Raw genomic sequence first — 24,730 nt, forward strand, 5'->3', positions numbered from 1 at the left:
GGCTAGATAGATTTTTTACGGCGCTTACTGGCTTCTCTACGAGCTTCACCCCTTTGATCAGCTTCTTGCAAAATTTGCTTTTCTTCTATTTTTTGACTCAGGTATTGGGCTAAAGAATTTAATGTTGAATACTGGAAAAGTTCAATTATTGGAATGTTTTTATTAAAAATGTTTTGCAATTTATTATGGGCTTTAACAATATGTATTGAATTTGCGCCTAAATCAAAGAAATTATCATGAATTCCAATATTCTTTAATTCTAATACTTCTTGAAAAATCCCTTTAAGATTTTCCATAATTTGAGTATTAGGTTGTGCTATATTTTCCATTTCATCAAGGTTAATATTAAGATACTTTGGTAGCGGTAGGGATTTACGATCTACTTTCCCATTTGGATTTAGTGGAAGACTATCTATAAATATTAGATGTGAAGGAACCATATAATTCGGTAGCTTTTGCCGTAATAATTTTTTTAAATCGATATCTAAAAAATTGTTCTTCTTAAATACTTGAGGTGAATCCTTTAGGGACAATTGTGTATTAAATGGTTGCTTTACTTTAGGTTGAAAATTAATTAATCCTCCTACTAAGGAATGTAGAAAAATATCATTTTCTTCTAGGAGAAATAAATCGCGAATTTTTTCAAAATTTATTCCACCTATTGGGCAAAGCCCAATTTTATGACTTGAAGCTATAGTCATCAGTAATTGAGATATATAGCCAGCTTCAAGTAAACAAAATTCTTTGGATAAATTACCATACATAGGGGTGATTGCATTCATTCGTCCAATGAAAAAGACAGAAAATGCTGATTCCTCAAATGCATCACGATTGATTGAACTATGTATGTCTTCGCTAGTTAAGATGCATTCGGAGATGATAAGAAGACAGTGTTCTTTAGGGTGATAATAGTAAATTCCTGCTTTGAGCCCTTCGATTCGGTTAGGCTTGATATAGAGGTAAGTTTGTACTGGATATAAACCCCCAGCAGAAGCATATTGATATTTAGGTAAAGCATCTATTTCTATATTGTATAGACAACTTAATAATTCGCTAAACTGATGAAGGGAAATAAGGCTGCTTAAAAATTCTCGATAACTGCGGCGTTGGATATATTTTAGTTTCAATTCTTCAGTGAGTTCAGGCTTGGAGAGATTGACATATGATTTATTTAGGTCTTGTCTTAATCCAGGCTGTTTAATTTTAAACTCAAGCCTTTTCAAAGGATCAAGAATAATATTTTTTTCCTGTTGCTGATTAAAGTTTTCTGGTAGTTTCTGCTTAATTTGAATTTGTAATTCGTTGGTTATTAGTTGCTTATCCTTAGGAACAATATAGCTAATTAGGCTTTCATTACCGGGACTACCCGTAATTGTAACTACGACGCTTTCTACTTCTGGATGCTGACAGAGAACCTTTTCAATTTCACCCAGTTCTACTCTATAACCGCGAAGTTTAATTTGGAAGTCTTCTCTGCCTAAAAATTCAATATTTCCATCTGGAAGAAGTTTTCCTAAATCGCCACTGTTGTATAATCGTTCACCTGTTTTGGGATGATGAATAAATTTTTTGTTGGTTTCTTCTGAATCGCGCCAATAACCCCTTGCTAATCCTGCACCGCCGATATAAAGCTGCCCAGCTACCCAAACAGGACAAGGCATTAATTTTTCATTCAATATATAATAACGGGCATTGGTTAAGGGACAACCATAAGGAATACTTTTCCAATTGGGATCTACAGTTACAATTGGGTAGCAAATATCCCAAACAGTTGTTTCTGTAGGCCCACCCGCACTAATAACTTGAACGCTATTAATTAAGGATCTGAGCCTGTCAGGTAGTGTGACAGGAATCCAATCTCCGGATAATATAACTAAGCGTAAAGAACGAAGTAAATGGTCTTGAAAATTAGGTATATTTTCTAAATGCTCTACCAACATTTGCATAAATGCTGGCACAGAGTTCCAAAATGTCACTTTTTCTTGGTATATTAATTTTACCCAATGGGACGGATCGCGTGTTAATCCGGCATCAGGTAAAACAAGAGTTCCACCAGCAGTTAGAATGCCAAATATATCATAAACTGATAGGTCATGATGCAGAGATGTGAGGGCTAAGGCTCGATCGCCTGGGTTGATGCCAAAACGTTGATTAATATCAGTAATTCTATTAACGACGTTACGATGTTCAATCATGACTCCTTTTGGAAGTCCTGTAGATCCGGATGTATAAATGACGTAGGCTAAATCTTCGGGTTTCTGGATAGGTTTAAGCGGTGGATGTTTAATATCATCTAAGGGTTGCTGATCTATATATATTTTATGTATGTGAGCGGGCCAGGGAATTTTATTGTCTATCGAAGATTGAGTCAGTACAATATTGACTTCTCCGTTGCCTAATAATAATAAGAGGCGATCGTTAGGAATGTTAGGGTCAATAGGCAGATAAGCCGCACCAGATTTAAGAATACTCAAAACTGCAACAATTTGCTCCCAGCCTTTATCCATGACGATTGCTACTAAGGTATTGGGACGTGCCCCCCAGTTACGTAATTGTGAACCTACTTGGTTAGAGTAGCAATCTACTTCTTCATAGCTAAGAGTCAAATTAGTTGTGATTATGGCTGGATAGTTGGGCTGTTGATTTGCTCGTCGGCTAAATAAAGTATGTAAAAGTTCTTCAGGGATATCAGCTTCAACCCCATTGAGCAATGCTATTTTTTGTAGTTGTGCAGATGGTATTAAGCAATTATTGGCTTCCGTCCAAATGGTAGGCTTATTGGCTAAATTCTGAAGTAGTTGGCAGTAAGCATCAAACATATATTGAAGTAGACCTTCAGGGAAGATAGCTTCAAATGCATCCCAATTAAATAATAGTGTTCCATCTTCTTCAAATACCTGGTGATCTAACCAGACTTGAGGAGTTTGGCTAATACTATAGACTTTTTCACCAAGTTGAGCTAAAGAATTTAAACCTTGGCTACTACCAATCGAGTCAAGCGCACTGGTAAATACAATCGGCATGATAGCTTCACCAGTTTTCCCTAGATGATGGGTTAGCTCTCGTAATACTTGAATTCCACTCACAAAACGATGCTCTAAATCGTTCCAAAGCTGTCTTTGAATTTTTTGGGCGCGAGTGATAAAGTTATCTGTGACGGAATTATCTATTTCTAGTAAAATAATTGAAGTAAAATCGCCCAAAATGTCATTGATTTGAGGATGGACTGGTAGACGATTAAATAGCGTCACATTAAGGGTAAAATGGTCTATTCTACTCCATATTGTTAATACTTCACTGTAGGCAGCTAGTAATATTCCGGATGGGGTTAATCCTGCTTGGCTAGCGTGTGCTTTTAAACGTTGCCAGGCTTCTTTATTTAGTTGATAGCTGAAGCGGCAAAATTGAGAAGACTCTGTATTTTGACTAAGTTGAATAAATGGTAAATCGGGTGCTGGAGGAAGGCTAACTAAGCGAGAGCGCCAATAATTTAATGACTTTTGATACAGGTCTGAATCACGTAGAGCCTCTAAAGCCAAGACATAATCTCGATAGGATAATTCTAAAGGAGTAAGCGATATATCAGGATTTTGATAAACTTGTACCCATTCTCGGATAAGGATCATAAAACTCCCAATATCAATATTTAAGGCATCGATACTAATATGGAGCCGAATCAAAGAATCATCTAAGCGAGAAGCACAAATCTCAAATAGAGGCCATTTTTCAGATGGTAGTACTTGATGAGATAAACGCTGCCGTGTAACTAAAAGATGGTCTTCTACTACAGCAGGGTCTTGGTTCCGTAAATCGAAGATTTTGATTTCGTAAGGAGGAACTTGTGCCAATATCTGTTGCTGTCCATCTGTAAGCACAATTGACCGTAGCATATCATGACGCTCAATTAATTGCTGCCAAGCGATATTTAAAGATACTAAATCAAGACTAGTATTTTCAATTTCCATATAAGCATGAATGGCTACATTTCCCCCCTGGAAAGCACCCATACGACCAATCCAGTATGCTTGTTGAATATCTGTCAGGGGAAATGGTTTGTAACGTTCCTTTGGATTAGGTACAATTCTGGGCAATTTAGTAGCCGTTTTTGTTGATTGTGTTTGTTCTGTTTCAGCTTTTTCCCTTAACATTTTTGCTAATAAAGCTCTCTTCTCGTCCGGTGGCAGATTTGCAGTATTTTTAGTGGAGTCGCTCATGAATCTTCCTCTTCTAAAACTAATTTATTAAGTAGTTCGTTTACTTCGGTATCTGATAAATATTCAAGTTCTGCAAGCAACTTTTCTGCTTGAACTTTCTCATTTATTTTTTTGCTTGTTACCATTAGTTCTTCGAGCGTTTCTATGGCAAGCTGTGCAGTACTATTACCCTCAATAAATTTCACTAAAGGTACTAGAATTCCTAGAGCAGCCTCGATATTATTTTTCAATTCTAGAGCCATAAGAGAATCTAACCCTGATTGATTCAGAGGTAAATGAATATCAAGTTTTGAGGGTAAAATTCTTAAAACTTTAGCTACTTCTTGATGCATAAAAGTTTCTATCATGGAAAGCCGCTCTTGTGGTTTTGCAGCTAAGATAGTATCTCTTGTCAGTACGCTGGTTGTTGTATTAAGCCTTAAGTTTAAAACATATGTAAACAATGGTGATTGGCTCAAACTTGGATAAACTTGCTGCCATTGTGCCCAGTTAATAGGTAATACACCAACTTGGGGTAAATTTTGTTGTAAAAGATAGTTAAATGCTGCCAACCCTTGCTGAGTTGTCATACTACCTAATATACTGGGGTCAAAATAACCAGATGCTTTTGTCCTAACTGCCATACCTGTTTCAGCCCAAGCTCCCCAGTTAATACTAATTGCAGGTTTCCCTTGAGCATGGCGATAGTGAGATAAAGCATCAAGAAAGGTATTGGCAGCAGTATAATTAGCTTGTCCTGGTGAACCCAATAATGAAGCCGCTGAAGAGAATAATACGAAAAAGTCAATATCTGCATCTGCAAATAGTTTGTGTAATAGCCAAGCTCCTAATACTTTAGGGTGTAAGGCTTCTGCAAATGTAGTTTTATTGAGCTTTAGTATTGTTCCGTCACGCAATTCTCCAGCTAGATGAACTATACCACGAATTTGAGGAAATTTATCTTGCTTAATTTGCTGAATAAAAGATGATATTTCTTTTTCGTTGCCAACATCGACAGAAGCATAAATGACATTTGCTCCCAGTTTTTGCAATTCTTGAATTGCTATAATTTTATTTGCTATATGGCTATCTGCCGTTATTTGCTTCCATTCAGAGGCGGGAGGCAGTTTTGTACGCCCTAATAATATTAAGTTTTTAGCTCCTTCCTGTACCATCCAACGCGCAACTTGCAGCCCCAAATCGCCAAGTCCACCGGTGATCAGATAACTAGCATTTAAGCGCCATTGGAACGAACGCATGGGTTTTTCTGAGATGGGCTGACGTATTAAACGCGGCACATAACACTTTCCATCTCTGAAAGCAATTTGTTTATCTGCATCTGATTGGCAAATACTTTGAAATAAAATAGAAGTTTCTTCTATGGGTGCTTCAGGATCTAAATCAATCAAACCACCAAACCATTCAGGATGTTCTAAGTCCATCGCTCTACCCATGCCCCAAAGCAGGGATGATGCTAAATTGATATCTGTTACATTTGCCTTCACTGGTTGAGCGCCACGGGTTATTAGCCAGATTTTCGGTGTCTCTAACCATGTAATACTATTTAAGCTTTGCAATAGCAAAAGTATGCTTTGATAACCTAACTTTTGAGAAGTATCTAGAGTATTGATATTATTGTTTGCCAGTTCGGTGTTTAAACTCCACAAGTGTATTATTCCACGACAGGGTATTTGATGATCGCTACCAACATAATGCAATAACTTCTGATAATCCTCAAAATTCTCTGGATCAATCCAAGCTTGTGTTTTATCTGAAGAAATACTATAACTAGAACCAGGGGAAACAACTATATAGCTATGATTGGAGGATTGGAATAAAGCAACTAATTCTTTACCCAAATTTTTGTCACTCTCTACAAAAATCAACCATTTGCCTGCATAATTACTTGTTAGTGGTTTAATCGTGTGTTCCACGATTTTAGGTTGCCACTGTAATTGATACAGCCAATTCTTAAGATAGTAAGGAATTATACTTTTATCGTGTTCAATTTTATCAAATCGCTGTAACCCTAAACCCAAGATTTCTACAAAAATTTCCCCTAAATCATCAACTAAGTAGAAATCACATTCAAAAATATCAGGATTTGTATCTAAGTTATTTGAGCGAATATTAACATAGCTCCAAACCTGAGTACTAACAGGTTTGTGAATGCACACTTTTTCTAAACAATAGGGTAAATAGGTAGCAAAACTAGAAAATTGAGAACTATTTGAGGGGAGAGCAGCTACTAAAACTTGAATGCAAGCATCAAGAAATGCCGGGTGTATATGGTAGAAAGATGCTTCCTCTGCAAGCATAGACGGTAGGTAAATTTGGCCTAATGCTTCACCCATACCACAATAAATTTGTTGTATCCCTTGAAAACTAGGACCATGCTCCATCCCCCGACTGCGTAAACTCTGATAAAATGCAAAACTGGGAATGATTTCAGAGCAACGCTGTTTTATATCTGCAAGGCATATTGATGATGCAGATATAAAACTATTAGTATCATTAGTCTTATTACGAAGCTCACCTTTGACGTGTAAAGTCCATTGGTTTAATAGCTCTTCATTATCTGAGCGTTGACTGAGAATCTCAAAAGTAGCGGTTTCAGTAGAAATTTGCGAACAAATAATAAATTTAATATTACGCGTTTCTCTTTCTGCTAAGATAAGCGCTTCTTTAAGTTCAATGTTTTCGGCAATAGGCTGAACCGTACCAAAAACTTCTGTCGCTGCTGCCAGAGCCATTTCTATATAACCAGTTAAGGGGAAAATAATTTTACCCTGCACTCGATGCTCTAACAGATAAGGCTGGTATTCCGTACTGATCTGAGTTTCAAATTTAATGTATGGGATACTTGATGTTGTCATTTTTCGTCGCCTGTTGAAGCTGAGTTAGATATACGTTTTCCTAACAAAGGATGAATAGGAGCTTTAGACTTACTTATTGAAACTTTTTTATCGTCGGATGAATTCAATGGCAATGAATGTGATTCATCAAACCAGTATCGTTCTCTTTCAAAAGGGTAAGTTGGTAAAGGAATACGGTAACGTGGATAATTTTGGTCAAACCCTACCCAATCTAGATTTCGTCCCTGACAATATAGAGTACCTAAACTATTTAACATAACTTGCCAATCACTTTGACCCTGTACCAAAGAAGATAACCAAAATACATTATTTTCTGATAAGCACTGTTGTCCCAATCTTGAAAGAGTTGGATTTGGTCCTAATTCGACAAATATTTTATAGTTATTGGTAGCTAGTGATTGAATTCCTGCCATAAACTCAACAGGTTCACGGATATGTTGACACCAGTAGTCAGCATCTAGGGGCTTTCCTGATTTCCAAATCTGACCTGTGAGATTAGAAACTAAAGGAATTTGGGGAGTGTTAAATTTAACCTGCTGTGCAATTTGCCGGAATTCCTTAAGTATAGGCTCCATTAGAGGAGAATGGAAAGCATGAGACACTTGTAGAAGATGGACAGGAATAGACTTCGATCGCAACTCCTCAATAACAGCTTGCATTGCTGTATGCTCACCTGAAATCACTATCTGCTCAAGACTATTGACCGCAGCAATAGATACTAAACCCTGATAAGCTGAAAGAACCTTAAGCACCAGTGGTTTGTTGGTTTGTACCGCTGCCATCATACCGTTACAAGGTAAAGACTGCATTAATCTTCCCCGTTGAGCAATGAGTTTCAATCCATCTTCCCAACTGAATACTCCGGCTACACAGGCCGCTACATACTCACCAACGCTATGGCCCATCACGGCTTCAGGGACAACTCCCCAAGAACGCCAAAGTTCAGCTAATGCATACTCTAAGGAGAATAGGGCTGGTTGTGCATACTGGGTTTCATGCAGTAAAGGTGTTGCATCACATCGAGGATAAAGTACTGAGAGTAATGGTTGTGGCAAATCTGGTTGCAGTAGTTCGTTGCATTGATCGAGTACTTTCCGAAAAGTTGCTTGAGTTTCGTAAAGATAACGGCCCATCTCCAGGTATTGAGATCCTTGCCCAGTAAACAGAAAAGCAACTTTTTGACGACTGTCTGTTTGTTTACCAAACCGTACCATTCCTGCAAATTCTTGTTTTTCTAAAAACTCTGCTAATTGATTACAGATAGAACTCGCTGAAGGAGCCACAATGGCTAAACGGCAGGAAAAATGACTGCGTCCACTATTAGCAGTAAAACAGACATCTGCCAATGCTTGCGAAGGGTGCATAGTTAAATGATGCTTAAATCGCTTTGCTAACTGTTTTAAAGCTTGTGGACTTTTAGCAGATAGAGTCAGGATGTTTACAGGACGCTCTATTTTTACATGCTCAAGTTCTTTGATTGGAGCTTCTTCAAAAATTATATGAGCATTAGTACCACTAAACCCAAATGAACTTAGTCCAGCATAACGCCGCTTATTCTCAGCATTCCAGTATGTTAGCTTAGTAGGGACTGTTAAAGGAATATCTGCCCAAGAAATTCTAGTGTTTGGTTTTTTGAAATGCAAATGCGGTGGGATTTGCTGATGCTGCAATGATAAAACAACTTTCATTAACCCAGCTATTCCAGCAGCAGCTTCTAAATGCCCAATATTAGTTTTTATTGAGCCAATAACTAAGGGGGAATCAGCAGGACGAGCTTGAAAGACTTCCCCTAATGCTTGTACTTCAATTGGATCTCCTAAAGCAGTACCCGTACCATGTGCTTCTACATAATCAATAAGTTCAGGGCTAACATCAGCATTGGCTAAAGCCTGACGAATAACTATTTGTTGGGAAGGCCCATTAGGAACAGTCAAACCGCTACTAGCTCCATCTTGATTAATAGCTGTTCCCCGAATTAATGCTAAAATATTATCTCTATCTTTAATTGCATCCGAAAGGCGTTTCAATATTACTACTCCGCAGCCCTCACCTCTTGTAAAGCCATCAGCAGCAGCATCAAAAGTTTTACAACGTCCATCACTAGCTAACATTCGAGATTTAGCAAAAGCAATACTTGCGTAAGGTGATAAAATTAAATTCGCACTACCAACGATCGCTAAATTTGATTCACTATTTCGCAAACTTTGACATGCTAAATGTACAGCTACTAAAGAAGAAGAACAGGCTGTATCAACTGACAGGCTAGGGCCTTTCAAGCCTAAAGTGTAAGATAAACGACCAGATGCAACGCTAAGAGCATTGCCTGTAGCTCTGTAAGCATCAATACTCTTGTAATAATCTTTCTGCATTTGGAGGTAAGTGTAATCGTTAGCACAAATACCTACAAACACCCCTGTAAGACTGCCAAATAATTGATTAGGTGCTAAACCTGCATTTTCTAAAGCCTCCCAGCTTACCTCTAACAGCAACCTTTGTTGAGGATCAATACTAACTGCTTCACGGGGAGAAATATTAAAGAATGATGCATCAAAACTATCCACCTCATCTAAAAAAGCACCCCACTGCATATAAGTTTTACCAGGGGCTTCTGGTCGCGGATCGTAGAAACTATCAACATCCCATCTATTTTGTGGAACCGGAACAACTGCATCTACTCCATTACACAACAATTCCCAGAGTGCCTCCGGATTACTAGAGCCGCCTGGAAGTCGACAACCCATACCAATGATTGCAATGGGCTCTTTACGCGAGTACTCAAGATTCTTGAGTTTAGCACGTAGGGTTTTCATCTCTAGCAAAGCATTTTTCAATACAGAGTGACGATCAGGTATATCAGGGGGTGTATTCATCTCAATTGATTTCCGTAGGATGGGCTAATTCTTCGGCAAGTAATGTAACTAGTTCATCTTCAGAAAGCTGTTCAATCTCTGCATCTGTGATCGCTATATTTTGCTGGTCAGTATTAGCGATCTGCGGCTTAAGCATAGTAACCGGGGAAGAGCCACAATAAAATATTTTCTTAATTAGATAATGAATCAAGGCTTCAGTGTTAGGGTAATCAAAAGTGAGAGTCGAAGGCAAACGTTGACCTAAACTCACTTCCAGCCGATTTTTAAATTCAACTGCTGTCAGAGAATCCATGCCCATTTCAAACCAGCCTTTATGCTCAGGAATTTCAGAAGGTGTACTTAAATTTAGTACTTCTGCAAGTTCCGCACAAATAGCACGACTTAAAATTTCTGAGCGATGACTTGGTAGAGCTGCTTCCAATTGACGGACAAGCTCAGGTTTCTGAGTGTGTGCAGGCTGTAAATGTAGACCAATGAGTGAGGCTGCAAACTGTTTATCTTCATCAAATAAATGTAAATCTGCTGTTACTATTTCATTAGATGAGGTGTAAGGTGATCGCAAAACTAGATGGAGCCAAATTTTTGCCCCAGGTTTATGGTCAAATTGGACTTCATTAACCGCTGTAGGAATATGGATATTTTCAGCTATCACACGAATTACTGGTTTTGACCAATCCACACCAGCAAGCTGAATACAGCCATCAAGTAAGGTTGGATGTATATAATAATTGTCTACTGTTGTAGATAATTCTGGTCGTAGACTTAACAATGACAAAACCTCATTATCTTTTCGCCATAAAGCCTGAATTTCTAAGGCAGTCTCTTCATAATATTGTAAACTTTGATTAAGATAATTTTGATAAAGCTCAACATTAAGTACTTCCTCTGAACATTGACCCTGAATTTCTTCAAAATTCATTTTCTGTTGTTGGAGTTCTTTAATTGTTTGGAGTGAATTATCAAACTCACCAATACAATTTAAACTCCATCTGGATAATTTTGATTCAACAGAAGATGATACACTGTAAATCCGGAAAGAAAATTTTTCTTTCTCCGTCTGGCTTAAAATTGATTGTATAACTTTAGTTTCCCCTTCCGATAAGCTCAAAATCTCTTGAAAAGTAATATTATTTAAAACTTTTATGTCTACACCAAAAGTCTCAATCACAGCACTCAAATACATCTCTAACTGTACAGAAGCTGGCAATATTATCTTTCCAAAAGCCGGAGAATTCTTGATGTAGGGAAATGAATGTTTATTCAAATAAGTTTCAAATTGAACATCTGGCAAGGCTGAATGTAGCCTATTACCTAGCAAAACATGGGTCTCCGGAGCTAAATCTGCTGTTGGTGAGCCAAAATTATTTATAGAAAATTTTTGATTAATCTTTACGGGCATTGGCATTGTAAAAGCTGCAAGGCTTGATTCTGTGGATATTGGGGCTTGTGCAACTAATATATGTTGCCCCAAAACCTCAGTCTCAAAACCTGATTCAGGAAAAGCTTCAACCTGGCTAAAACCTTGAGCCTTTAATAAGTTCTGCCATTGGGATACCGAGATAAACGGCTGATTTTGTCTGAGTTCTTCATCCTCAATCGGCTGTACCAGTGGTCCAAAAGCTACATCAAACCATAACAAAGGCTGAGTAACTTCCCAAACTAATAAAATTCCTCCAGGGGCTAAAAGTGACTTTACATTTTGTAGCGTTTCTTCAAGGTTACGAGTAGCATGAAGAACATTTGCTGCCAGAACTATATCATAGCTATGGCTTTCATAACCTTGATTTTGAGGTAACTGTTCAATGTTCAGTAAACTATACTTAACAAACGGGTATTTATGAAACTTTTTAGTAGCTTTATTTAAAAACAGGGTAGAAACGTCTGTAAATGTATATGTACTTCGATGCATCGGCAAAATTGGTAATAACCATGAAGTTGTTCCTCCTGTCCCCGCACCGATTTCTATAATCCTTAGGCTGGTATTCGACGATAAAGTTTTAATCACGGCTTGTATAGCTTCCCTAGCTATAGCATTGTAATAGCTAGAAAATTGAGTCTCTTGATAAAGACTTGCCATAATATCTAAAAAACCGCCAGAAAAGAGCAAAGCTCTAATATCCTCCTCTCCAATCAGTATTTCTGCCAGATGTTCCCCAGAACGCTGAATAATTTCTACTAATTGTGGCGTACCTTCCCATTGATTTCTAACTTCCTGTACTAATTCTTCAAAATTATTACTTTCAATAGGTGAAAAATTAATGTAGTATTCACCTTCCTTTTGTAATTGTCCATTCTCTATTAATACATCTAACCATCTAGCAACTAATTGCTTATAACTAGAGCGAATAGCCAATCTGTCTACTAATTCAGCCAGAGTATAAGCTTTATCTTGGCGAAAAGCCCTTAATTTTTTTAATGCTAAATTAATGTAGTTAATACACAACTGATACATACACTGATTTTGTCTTTGCTCAGTCGGTAACTTATATTCTAAAACCCCTTTATAGCTTTGGTCGCGGCCTGCTTGCACTAAAGAATTCCAAAGTTGCAATAATTGAGGCTGTAGCTGAAAAGAATTTTCTAAATTACCTTCAATCCAGTACCGTTGTCGCTGGAATGGATAATTTGGTAAAATCGAAAGTCGAGAACGGTGATAATCTTGCTCAAAACCTAACCAGTTAATCTTATAACCCCGAATATATAGTTCTCCTAAGCTGTTTAGTAGCTGTTGCCATTCCCCAATTTGTGGATGTAATGAAGGTAACCAAACACTGCTTGCTTGCAAAATATTTTGACGACCCATAGCTATTAAAGTTGAACTGGGGCCAATTTCCAAAAATATTTTTATACCCAAGTTATGTAATGTTTGCATTCCTTGAGCAAACTGAACACCTTCCCGTGCATGGCGACACCAATATTGAGAAGTTGTTATTGCTTCATTATCCAACCGACCAGTTAAGTTAGAAATTATCTGTATTTTTGGTTTGGCATATTTTACTTGTTCTGCAACCTGGCTAAAAGCAGCAAGCATAGGCTCAATAGCAGGTGAATGGAAAGCCTGTGATACATTTAACAGCTTAGTTTTGATACCTGCTGTTTCTAGCTGCTGTAATACTTTCTCAACATCAACATTCAGACCAGAAATAACCGTATTACTCGGACTATTTACCCCGGCAATGACTACCTTATTCCCACAAGAAGTAATGATTTCTGCAACTATACTTGCATTTGTAAACACCGCAGCCATCACACCATCATTTGGTAATGATTGCATTAATCGCCCTCGCTCGGCTACCAGTTTCAACCCATCTTCAAGACTAAAAACCCCTGCAAAACAGGCGGCTACATATTCTCCCAAGCTGTGACCCATAACAATATCAGGGATAATCCCCCAGGAAAGCCAAAGCTTTGCTAAAGCATATTCCAAGACAAATAATGCTGGTTGTGCATACTCTGTTTTATACAACTGATTTTTATCAATCGATGAGAAAAGAATAGAGATGATTGAAAAACCTAAGTAAGGACGTAATGTCTTATCACATTGTTCTAAAACTTGCCGGAAAGTAGGGTTAGTTTGATAAAGCTGATATCCCATACCAATATGTTGGGACCCTTGACCAGTAAATAAAAAAGCTATCTTGGGGCATTTTTTACTGGACAATTGACCGCTAACAATTCCAGGGATCTGTTTACCAGCTGCTAACAAAATTAACTGCTCATGCAAATGTGTAGTGGATTGACAGACAATAGCCAGACGGTGATCAAAATGCGAGCGCCCTACATTCCCTGTGAAACAAATATCTGCCAGTTCTATCTCAGGATGAGATGTTAAAAAATTTTCATAACGCAGTACCCACTCATTTAGTGTCTCTTCACTTTTTGCTGAAAGAGTAAATAGATGTACAGGACGTTCTACATCATTAGTTGGCTTTGTTAGCAAAGGTGCTTCTTCTAGAATTACATGGCAGTTAGTACCGCCAATACTAAAAGAACTAACCCCAGCTAACCGGGTTTCTTGATCAACAGACCAGGACTGGCACTCCGTCGGAATACAAAAAGGTGTCTTTGCTAGAGAAATATATGGATTTAATACTTTTAAGTGTAAATTAGGAGGAATTTGCTTATGTTGTAAAGAAAGTACTACTTTAATAAAACTAGCTATTCCTGCAGCAGATTCCAAATGACCAATATTAGTTTTGACAGAACCAATCCAACAAGGTTGATTGAGAGAGCGACCAGGCATCAATGCAGCTTTTAAAGCTTCAATTTCAATTGGATCGCCTAAAGGCGTTCCAGTACCGTGAGCTTCTACATAGCTAATTTGCGCTGGTGCTACCTGAGCATCTTCTAAAGCTTTACGAATCAGCATTTGTTGAGATGGGCTATTCGGTGCTGTTAGACCATTGCTCATTCCATCGTGGTTAATTGCTATACCTTTAATAACTGCTTGAATTGTATCTCCATCTCGGATTGCATCTGCAAGAAGTTTAAGTACAACTACACCGCACCCTTCCCCTCTAACATAACCGTCAGCTTTAGCATCAAAAGTTTTACAGCGTCCGTCAGAGGCCATCATATTAGCTTTAGAAAGAGCAATGTTTAACTCTGGAGAAATAATTAAATTAACTCCTCCTACCAAACAGACATTAGATTCTAACCTATCCAAACTATGACAAGCTAAATTTAATGCCACTAAAGACGAGGAACAAGCAGTATCTATAGCTATGCTTGGCCCATGAAGATTTAGGAAATATGATAGACGGTTAGGAGCAATACTAAAAGAACTACCAATTCCATCATAGGCATCTGTACGAAATATATCTTTGCGTAATAGCAAGCCATAATCGTAATTACCTATAGCAATAAAGACTCCAGTCTGACTACCTGCTAAAATATCTGGTGACAGTCCAGCATTTTCTAACGCTTCCCATGCTACCTCCATCACTAGCCTATGCTGGGGATCCATTCTTTCTGCTTCACGAGGGGAAATCCCAAAAAAATTAGCGTCAAAAAGGGAAACATGATCTAAAAAACCACCCCAACGAGTGTTCATTTTCCCAGGTTTAGTAGGATCTGGATCATAGAAAGCATCAACATCCCATCGAGCTTGCGGTATCTCTGCAATAGCATCTACGCCATTTTTCAACAAATGCCAGTAGGCTTCTAAATTATTCGCTCCAGGAAAACGACATCCAATGCCTACAATTGCTATAGGTTTCAATTTTTAACTCCCAATTTTATCTACTTCTTTTATGGTAAGTAAAGCGAAAACTACTGGGTGACTGACAAAACTGTGGAGCCTAACAGAAAGACATCTAAACTCGCGTTCAAATTGCTTTTGCGCCTTTTTTCGATAAACGATGGCAGGTTCTGGATCAATTTTGCCGATTGATTTTTGGCATTACTGAACGAAAGTATGAATTAAATACGGTTCAGTTAAGGCTAAAATGCTTTGAAAAAGCCAATTTTTTTAACGAATTACAGAGGCGCAGAGGACACCGAGAGAAAAAATAAATGTTTAATTGAATCGTATTGAGTATGAATTTATCTTACGTGAGAGCAAGAGTTTGAGAAATGGAATTTTTGACTTTCATATTTTAATTCAGCAACGCCTGATTTTCATACAGAAATTCTTTCTCATGTCATGCCCTTGAATAAAAGACTAGACTTTTTCTTTCCTTCACTTATGCCAGTTGTTAACCAGACCGAGGGAAGAAGGAAGTACTATTTACTTCCTTCCTAAAACTCAATGGGCTAAATCCCATACAGGTGAAGAAAAATACTTAAAAATTCCTCCAACAGTTCACCTGAGCCAGTACTTCAATCTAGGCATTAACCAAAACATTGGTTTTTCCAGCTAAACTTTCAGCCAAAATTTGAATGGTTGGGTAATTAAACAGCAGAGTAGGAGTAAGTTCTCTTTCCAGCCAAGCTTCTAAGTCTCCAATTAGACTTGTAGCATCAAGAGACCCTAAACCATAGCGATCAAAGGGTGCTGTAATATCTATCTGCTCCTGTTCCTGTTTCAAAAGTTCAGCTAGGTAAGCAACTAACCATTCTTGAATCTCTATTACCCCAGGATTTGCCCCATTAACAGAGCCATTATTATCATTATTTTCTTCATCTAGAGTCGTAACCTGGCTGCGCTTACGTGGTAAAGAAGCTACTAATTTGCTATACATCTGCATTGCCTCAATACGGCTTATTCCTTCCAGCTTCTTCCATGCTTGCCACTGAATGTATTTACGTGCATGTAAAATTGGGTCTGGTTCTTCAATAGTACAATCCCCCTCTATTGCTTGTTGGTATAAACTATCAATTTCTACTCTTTGCTTACCCGTTGGTAGCTCAACATGGTCAAACCTTACTAAGTTTGTCATGTTTTGAAATTCAACTTCTGTTTTATCTAAATCATTCCAGGCTCGTACACGATTAATTCCATAATCATCGCGTCCAGAGACAAGAATACAGAAATGTCTTTCAATATTATGATAGTTTTCATCGAAAAAATCTCCCTTTAAGCGATGAGGATAAATCTGTACCTTCGGATGTATATAACGTGCATTAATACCTAAGCGACGTTTATTAGAACTATTACCAGGAGAATAATGCATACATCTCTCAGTAAAAATGATGATCTGCCCTGGTTTGGCTGGTACTGCTTCTACTTCCCATTGACTAGCATCAAAATCAAATACTTCTGAATATTGTTTTCCTCCTTGCCAAATCATTTTGTGAACTTTTACACCTGCAAACATACCTTCTTCCGCAGGCACTTTTAAACGTCCAAACTTTTGTTTGTGAGTCCCATTAGCAAAATGCACACAACCACTTTCGATAGTGGCATTATCCAAAGCTACCCATACGGTGAGATTTAAAAAATCTTTTTCTTCAGTATATACTAGAGTTGGTTTTTCCTCATCGTAACCAGTAGGATTGTAAGAATCATAAACTTGATGCCATTTTATCTCACCTTCGCCTGGCATTTTGCAAAAAACGTTTGAACGCCACATTAACAGATCTGGTTCACCCAACTGATTTAATAACCGCACAATTTTTTGGCTCGTGAAAAAGTCAGTTATTGCTTTATGGAATAGATGAAGATCACGAGATGTACTAATGTTCATTATATTATTATAGAACATCATCATTGGTTGTTCATCTACAACTTTGATAGTACTATTAAATTCTAAACATTCTTTTATAGAAGCAACTTCTGCCTCTGTAAATATATCTAGAGGACCAATCCATCCTTTTTCGTGGAAATTTTTGACTTGATCTTCATTAAGTGTGTACATTATCTTTTCCTTTCTTGTTTGTATTACTGAATTTTTTAATGCCTTAGTAAGTTATATGTGCATTGGCATTAAAAATCTTGACAAAAACCTAGTTCTTAGGACTAAAAAATCTAATTATGAATTAAATCAAACGCCTAGGAAACTAATTCTTTTTGAATTTTTAGACTTTCTCCAACTTGATTTACACATGCTAAAGAACCATCTAAAAACCTAGTTCGGCATTCTCTACGCTGGATTTTTCCACTAGAAGTTTTGGGAACATTTCCAGGTTTTACTAAGACAATAGCATAAATTGGTAAATTATGTTGTGTCATAACTGCCTGACGAATATTGCCAATAACTTCTTCTATATTTAATGTTTGCAGATAACTCCGCTTTATTTCTTGAACAATCACTAATCTTTCTTCACCTTCTATCTCTAATCCAAAGGCTGCACCACAACCACGTCTTAATGCAATGTGACTTTGTTCTACTGTTAATTCAATATCATGAGAAAAATGATTACGGCCCCAAACAATTATTACATCCTTGAGCCTTCCTGTAACAAATAGTTCTCCATCTTTTAAAAACCCTAAATCACCAGTACGTAGAAATGGACCCTCATTTGTATCTACTAGGTAAGCTTGAAAAGTTTGCTGTGTTTCTTGAGGTTTTCTCCAATACCCCTGAGCAACAGTGGAACCTAACACCCAAATCTCTCCTACTTCATCAGATGCACATTTGGTTAATAACTCAGGATGAACAATAACAATCTTTGTATCAATCTCGCTAAATCCACATCCAACCAACACTTGTGCTTTCTGTTTAGATGAATTCACTTCTAACACTCTATTTTGTAAAAGAGCATCAGCTTGAATTTCATAGAAAGTCGGTGGAGTTTCTCGACGTACCGCAGCTACTTTTAAAGTAGCTTCAGCAAGACCATAACCAGGACAAAAAGCAGCTAGATCAAAACCACACGGTTTAAATGTCTGAGAAAATCGCTGGAGTATTTCTGCTCTTACTGGTTCTGCACCATTTAAAGCCATATGCCAGCTACTGAGGTCTAATGTAGACCTTTGTTCTGGTGTAATCTTACGTAGACAAAGCTCATAGGCAAAATTAGGAGCAGCACTATGAGTAGCTTTGAAGTGTGAAATTGCTTCTAGCCAATTCAAAGGTTTACGTAAGAAGGACATAGGGGACATCAAATAACAGGAAAAACCTTTATATAGAGGTTGAATTACTCCATAGATGAGACCCATATCATGGAAAAAAGGTAGCCAAGAGACCATAATACTCTCTGCTGTGTGCTTCCAACCTAGATCGAGATCAGCACTATTGTTTAGTAGATTCTTATGGCTGACCATAACTCCTTTAGGTATCCCAGTAGAACCTGATGTGTACTGGAGAAAAGCTAAGGTGTCATCACTCAAATTCTGATCCTGCCAAGTAGATTCTATATCTTTATCCAAATTATCAGTAGCTAACCATTGCAGCCTTCCCAAACTTGGGTTTTCAATTATTTGTTGTCCTACACTAACCAGCGTATAACTAGTGGTGAGTGCTATAGATGCTTGAGCATCAGATAAAATTGCCTCTAGCCTTAAACTTGCTCGATTACCTTCTGGGGGATATACAGGAACAGCAATAACTCCAGCATACAAACAGCCAAAAAAGGCAACAATAAACTCTAAACATGGTGGGTATAGTAGTAGTGCTCGTTCACCCACCTTCAATCCTGAAACTTGCAATTGAGCTGCAACTGCTCTTGCCTGTCGATCGATCTCTTGATAAGTCAGGCTATTAACTTCTGTTTTTCCATCTTTTAGAAATGTATAAATAACTCTATCAGGACTGTATAAGCTTCTGTCACGAAGAACAGATAAGAGCGTAGAAAAACGGACTTTCCTCATTTCAGTAACCCCGATGGTAGTACTAAACAAGTAATGATGCATTGTAGTAATGTACAAAATACCAAATGCCCCAATGTAGTTTTCTAACGATTTAGAAAAGGATGAGGTTTTTTCCATTAACCGAGACACTCGGTGCCTCAATGTATAGTTGAATCGCTCAATGCCTCAACGTATATAGCGGTTCTCGCTTGCGTGCAGTACAGTTTTGACCTCTTTCTTGTAAGAACAGAGCCTTTGAATCTTACTGCTCTTCCTTGTGGGGCTACCGTGTATACACAAGTTGAGTTGGGAATCAAATGGACACATATAAGAACGGAAAATTATTTTTAAAATCCTTGATTTTCCGTTAAACTTCTATCAATAAGCAGACATTATTGATAATTAGCTTGCTCAGTTCAAAACCTCGCCTACTAAGCCTTGTATCTTAATCAGGCAAAGATTTTAGGATTTGTGTATACACTGTAGCTTTGTGAGGAAAGGCTAGGGGTTGGGTTTGTATTCCATACAATTGAGAACCGCTATAGTTGAATCGCTCAATACCATCTGCTTCTGAGCAAACACCTTTTGTCCCTATTCTTTCCAAAGCTTCTGTTCCTCTAATATGAGTTACATATCGTCAGATTTAGCACATATCTGCATGAGTAAGCGTACTAAGAGCGAAAGTGTCTAAAGTTGAATGACAAACAGTTGTTTGTCTTGTCAAGTTCCGCTCAGACAAAACATTAATGAGAATTGCTTAAGAACTTGAGTGGATTTTGTACGACAAAACTAGAGGGACTGCAATATTAAAAAATCACTTAACAATCCCGTAAAGTAAGTTAACCGAGGGATGAAACCTGTTTACAGGTGGTTGCTCGTGATGGGTGTAAAGAAATATTTTTCTTTCTCAGCAGAGGGTTATCATATTTATTTTCCGCTAGAATAGTCGATTTATTAAAAGACTGAACTGTAGTTATCTTGCCGATAAAGTAGTTAATATGCAACTAGCTTATTGTAAATAATTGTAAAATTAATGAACAAATTCATCTCTCAAAATGCCGAAAGCTATGAAAATATCAAGTTTATAGCTTGTCATTTGCATTACTTATCTTTACTATAGAGCTCCGATTTGATTTCTGAAAACATACTTAGACTGAAAAGCCTGTTTTATCAGGGTGTGGTGTGGGTTCGCAGATAAGATGAAATTAGAACAACGAAGTTACAGGGGTTTGAACCACTGCAATTTGCACATAAAGTGGAATCAACTGTGAAGCAAGGCTTTGAGCTAGCTAGGCAATTCGAGCATAAAGTGAAATTTTGCATCTAATCATGGAAAAGCAGGGTATTTTCTTGAATCTTGATGATAATTTATACCTAAATTCCTAAATGTTCTATAGTCAAGCTACTTGGCTACTTATGGCACGGAGCGATCGCCTGGGGCGAGGCGTAATTCCATCGCACCTCAAAAGTCCGCTTTTAAAAGTATTCGGGCTGTCGTCAAATTAAAGTCGGAAAATTTCAATTTATGTGCGAATTGGCTATTTGGCTCAAACCCAGACACCACAATCGATTTCACTTTATGCGCGAATTCCGTCGCCTGGAATCCCTATAGCTCCGTTGTTCAAATTTCATCTTATCTGCGAACTCACACCGACAGCATTGTGGGTTTGCAGACTAAATGAAATTTTTTCAACGCAATAATAAGGGTTTAAGGAACTTTTGTTGCAGACTAAATGAAATTTTTTTGCGGACTAAGTGAAAATTTCCCCCTAAATTCGCAGACTAAATGAAATTTTCCACCAAATGCGCATAAAACGTTCCAATTCATATACAACACAAGGCTTTGGAGCAAAAATCTGTAAGTAGCGATCGCTCTCGAACTACGAAAGAATCAGGGTTACACCAACAGATTTTCAATTAGTCTGCAATAGAATTTCATTTAGTCCGCACAAATTTCATTTAGTCTGCAAACCGACCCCGGCAAACTTATGGTTACAGTCACATGTGTGTCCGGGGAAAAGCTATTAATCGTAGTTTATGTCGGATAAAAGATAAGGGTAGCTTATTTTATATTGTAGTCTTGTACTACCATGTAATCTAAAGCATAATGTGAGCAAAGTCTAGATTTAAAGGATTTATGTGTAGAGGAATAAAAAAGTTCAACAATAAATAATAAAATCCAACAATTTCTGTTAGGTGCTTTACCCCGCTCCAGGCATCCGTCCATAAATCGCTCCAAAGAGCCTGTACACCGTGCCCATGCTACGTTATTTACTAGAGCGATCGCCTCCGGCGGGGGTAGCCCATCGCGCCCACATTCTCTTAGCATCACTCTCCTAATTGTTCAACTTTTTTATATGCTTACATTATGTACTGGAGTCGATAGTCAGTACTAAGTTGAAATCTATGTTTAAATGTTTTACTGGCAAATGACACCACTAAGGGTGTTGAGCAGTATTAAGGTTAGTGTGGCTTTGCTGTGAAACTATGGCTCGTGATTTATTCCACAATATTGTGAGGTCTGCACTAGAAAAAGATGGTTGGTTAGTTACAGATGACCCGCTAAATATTCGGTGTGGTGGAGTTGATGTTCAGATTGATTTAGGTGCAGAACTCCTAGTTGCTGCGGAAAAATCTGGAGAAAAAATAGCAGTTGAAATCAAAAATTTTGTTAGTGCATCGAAGATTTCAGAATTTCACATGGCACTAGGACAGTTTATTAATTATCGGACTGCATTACGTGCAGAAGAACCTTCGAGAAATTTATATTTAGCTGTACCATTGGTAACTTATAATGATTTTTTTAATTTGCCTTTTATTCAAACTGTAGTCAACGAAAACAAATTGAAATTAATTATTTATAACCTTGAGACTGAGGAAATAGAGCAATGGATAAGTTAAATGAATACCGCACAAAAGTTAGGCAATTATTAACTAAGTATATCGAGTACAAGCCTAGTTATGGAGATGTAGAGGTCGAACAGATTTTTGACGTAGAGTATGACCATTATCAAATTATTAGCATTGGATGGAACAATCAAAAACGGATCTATGGCCCAATAATGCACCTAGATATCAAAAATAATAAAATTTGGATTCAACAAAATACAACGGAAGTAGATATTGCTTTAGAATTGATAGAAATGGGTGTACCTAAACAAGATATTGTCATCGGTTTTCATACTCCTAAAATGCGTCAATTATCGGGATTTGCTGTGGAATAAACATGATACAAAACGCAGAATCTTTGCCAACATTCCGATTGAGAATATATTAGTTAATAGAGAGCTATGAGGTAGTAAAAGGACTACTTTATTTTGTATAAATTCGGGTAAAATTTTGTTGTGATAGCCACAAGTTGTTAATCATGCGTTATTATTACAAACTCGTAGGACATACCCCTGTTGCTGTTAATTCATTGTCAGAGTGGCAAAATTATTTACACTCAGTACAAGATTCACTCAAACATCTAGTTGCCGAAACTATAGTTGGGGATGCCAAAATATCAACTAGTTTTTCGGGATTCGATCTCACTTTTGGAGATCCCCCGTTGCTTTTTGAAACGATGGTTTTAGGCGGGCCTCATCACGGGAGAATGCAGCGTTATTCTACATGGGAGCAGGCACTAACCGGTCACGATCGTACCGTCGTAGAAGTCATGACTACCTCACCACCAGATGAGTAGTCTCAAATCAATACAGGGTTATATTTAATACTTAATAACTAATAATTTACACAAAACTGGATGAACTACAGCGCAGATTCTCTACCTGAGATCAAACTCATTCCCCTTGATCGTGAAGCTCTACATTTCACACAGCGAGGAGAAACTAGAAGACCACCAACCGATATTCGGTGGGTAAAAGTTCTGGAATTTTTACGCAGCAACAATCTCGCACCCAACAGCCGCAAACTCTACGAACGCGAACTCAAAAGGTTTTTGGCTTGGAGTGAGCTACATTATCATGAACTGCGTCCACGTCACCTTGCGCTATATAAAGAATATCTCCGTGATGAAATACGGACTGATGCAGGTAAACCGCTTTCAAAAAGCAGCATCAATGCGGGAATTGCGGCACTCAAAAGCTTTTTCAAATGGATGTGTTACACGTATCCTGAAATTATTGCTACTAATCCTACACTGGGGATAAAACTGGAAAAAGTGCCACTACCACCAGCCCAGAGTTTAACCCCAGAAGAGATGGAACGGGTTTGGTCAGCGTTAGAGTTATTGGGAGAAACAAAGCAACGCGATACAGCACTCCTTCACATTCTCAGTCATGGACTCCGGGCAGGGGAAGTTGTACAGCTAAATGTTGGCTCATTTGATGGCAAGCTGCTATTTTTACCAGACACCAAAACCAATGAACCACGCTTAGTTCCACTGCGAAAAGAGAGTCGGGAAGTTTTAGCAGAGTATTTGCGATCGCGAGAAGAAAGGAGTGAGGTGTTAAACAGCCTTAGCCCACTGATGATTTCACACCATGCTTCATACAAAGGTGAACGCTTGAGTTATCACGGCATTTACTTCGCTGTGGAAAAAATCGGTGAAATAGCTCACATTGAGGATTTGCACCCTCACTCCTTTCGTCACACCTACGCCACTGACTTATTGCTATTGGGAGTTGACCCCAGCCATGCACGAAAATTAACAGGACATCAAAGCGAGAAAGCGTTTCGGCGGTATACTTTACGGAGTGAACAAGAGGCGGCGATCGCTGCTTACTATCGTGCGATTGGCGAAGAAGCGGAGTAAGGTATGCCCAAGCCACTTGATCCCAAATGTCAGCTATGTGCCAAGTTATCAACTGCCCAAGCTAAAGTTTTACATGGAACAGCAGGGGACATGTGTTGGAATCCCAAAGTCTGTCATAATCGCCGTTCGTTTTACCGCCACCGCTCCCAGAATAATTCAGCAGAAATTGATGCGATCGCAGTCGAACCACCAGCAACATATTTTGCAGTGCTGTATTTGTATAAAGAACCAGGGGATAAGCCATTGCACGCTATGTCGGCAGAACTCTGGCTGGGGCAAAAACCTGTTTGCCGCTTAGAACCAATTCACTGCTTTGGGTTAACGGCTGGTAAAATACGCGCCTATACAGATCAGGTGTTGCAGGCTTTTGCAAAACAATACAGTGTTTCACTATATCAATATAAGGAGCTGTTCGAGATTGCACCAACACATTGTCCAGTGCGTCCTTGTCCCTTGCACCCTGACTGATCGTCATACAAGCGATCGCTCCAGCCTCACTCACATTCATACTTCCCAAGATTCCAGTTTTAACCCTTCCGCACCCTCCAGTCCGGCATGACGCATGAGAGAGCTTCCCAAAAACCATTACCATAATTGCGGTGCAGCAAGTGAACAATCTCATAGGCTACTACGTACTCCAAGACTGACAAAGGCGCATCAATTAACTGCCAATTGATGCGAATCACTCCATCTTTTCCGCAGGTTCCCCAAACTCGCTTTTGCTCTGAAAGCCTAACAGGTGGTAACTAAAGACCCAACTTACGGGCATAAACTTTGATTTTGATGAAGTTCTGAATATCCTGCCAAGCGCAATCGCGTTTCCAATTAGTTAGTGCTTGCTCAATAGCATCTTCTCTTTTACC

Annotated in this window: 12 protein-coding genes and 1 pseudogene; 6 read left to right on the plus strand and 7 right to left on the minus strand. The window is 38.3% G+C overall.

What is annotated here, in order from left to right; genetic code table 11:
• Positions 1-2: 2 nt before the first annotated feature.
• The 6 genes from AC1F2U_RS23620 to AC1F2U_RS23645 all read right to left on the minus strand — a co-directional run bounded on the left by AC1F2U_RS23620 (position 3) and on the right by AC1F2U_RS23645 (position 19,132).
• The gene (locus tag AC1F2U_RS23620; protein WP_480263314.1) at positions 3-4,214 is read right to left on the minus strand and encodes an amino acid adenylation domain-containing protein; all 4,212 of its coding nucleotides are present in this window, start codon (positions 4,212-4,214) and stop codon (positions 3-5) included.
• Positions 4,211-7,069 (minus strand): type I polyketide synthase, encoded by a 2,859-nt coding sequence (locus AC1F2U_RS23625; protein ID WP_480263315.1) that lies wholly within the window; start codon positions 7,067-7,069, stop codon positions 4,211-4,213. Before AC1F2U_RS23625 ends, AC1F2U_RS23620 begins: the two co-directional genes overlap by 4 nt.
• Entirely contained in the window at positions 7,066-9,810 is a 2,745-nt protein-coding gene (locus AC1F2U_RS23630; RefSeq protein WP_480263316.1) for a type I polyketide synthase, read from the minus strand. Before AC1F2U_RS23630 ends, AC1F2U_RS23625 begins: the two co-directional genes overlap by 4 nt.
• A 130-nt stretch (positions 9,811-9,940) precedes the next feature.
• Positions 9,941-15,160, minus strand: coding sequence for a beta-ketoacyl synthase N-terminal-like domain-containing protein (locus AC1F2U_RS23635; RefSeq protein WP_480263317.1), 5,220 nt, complete (start codon positions 15,158-15,160; stop codon positions 9,941-9,943).
• A gap of 604 nt (positions 15,161-15,764) precedes the next feature.
• Positions 15,765-17,237 carry an acyl-CoA-binding protein gene (locus AC1F2U_RS23640; RefSeq protein ID WP_480263318.1) on the minus strand — a complete coding sequence of 491 codons (1,473 nt, stop codon included), beginning with the start codon at positions 17,235-17,237 and terminating at the stop codon, positions 15,765-15,767.
• Between the two features lie 134 nt (positions 17,238-17,371).
• A complete protein-coding gene (locus AC1F2U_RS23645; protein WP_480263319.1) occupies positions 17,372-19,132 on the minus strand; it encodes a fatty acyl-AMP ligase in 1,761 nt (586 codons plus the stop codon).
• A gap of 1,385 nt (positions 19,133-20,517) precedes the next feature.
• Between AC1F2U_RS23645 and AC1F2U_RS23650 the strand changes: the two genes are divergently transcribed.
• The 6 genes from AC1F2U_RS23650 (at position 20,518) to AC1F2U_RS23675 (ending at position 24,335) form a co-directional block, all read left to right on the plus strand.
• The gene (locus AC1F2U_RS23650) at positions 20,518-20,793 is read left to right on the plus strand and encodes a hypothetical protein (RefSeq protein WP_480263320.1); all 276 of its coding nucleotides are present in this window, start codon (positions 20,518-20,520) and stop codon (positions 20,791-20,793) included.
• 805 nt (positions 20,794-21,598) lie between these two features.
• Positions 21,599-22,012, plus strand: coding sequence for an element excision factor XisH family protein (locus tag AC1F2U_RS23655; protein ID WP_193919711.1), 414 nt, complete (start codon positions 21,599-21,601; stop codon positions 22,010-22,012).
• Complete coding sequence (locus AC1F2U_RS23660) at positions 22,000-22,335, plus strand: XisI protein (protein WP_193919712.1); 336 nt, start codon at positions 22,000-22,002, stop codon at positions 22,333-22,335. Before AC1F2U_RS23655 ends, AC1F2U_RS23660 begins: the two co-directional genes overlap by 13 nt.
• Positions 22,336-22,478: 143 nt before the next feature.
• Positions 22,479-22,796 (plus strand): hypothetical protein, encoded by a 318-nt coding sequence (locus tag AC1F2U_RS23665; RefSeq protein WP_480263321.1) that lies wholly within the window; start codon positions 22,479-22,481, stop codon positions 22,794-22,796.
• 60 nt (positions 22,797-22,856) lie between these two features.
• Positions 22,857-23,867 carry a tyrosine-type recombinase/integrase gene (locus AC1F2U_RS23670; protein WP_480263322.1) on the plus strand — a complete coding sequence of 337 codons (1,011 nt, stop codon included), beginning with the start codon at positions 22,857-22,859 and terminating at the stop codon, positions 23,865-23,867.
• Positions 23,868-23,870: 3 nt separating this feature from the next.
• Complete coding sequence (locus AC1F2U_RS23675; RefSeq protein ID WP_480263323.1) at positions 23,871-24,335, plus strand: hypothetical protein; 465 nt, start codon at positions 23,871-23,873, stop codon at positions 24,333-24,335.
• Between the two features lie 59 nt (positions 24,336-24,394).
• Here the strand turns inward: AC1F2U_RS23675 and AC1F2U_RS23680 are convergent.
• Positions 24,395-24,598 (minus strand): annotated as a pseudogene (locus tag AC1F2U_RS23680) (M48 metallopeptidase family protein); the annotation flags it as partial.
• Positions 24,599-24,730 lie beyond the last annotated feature (132 nt).

Source organism: Nostoc sp. LEGE 12454 (assembly GCF_056620565.1).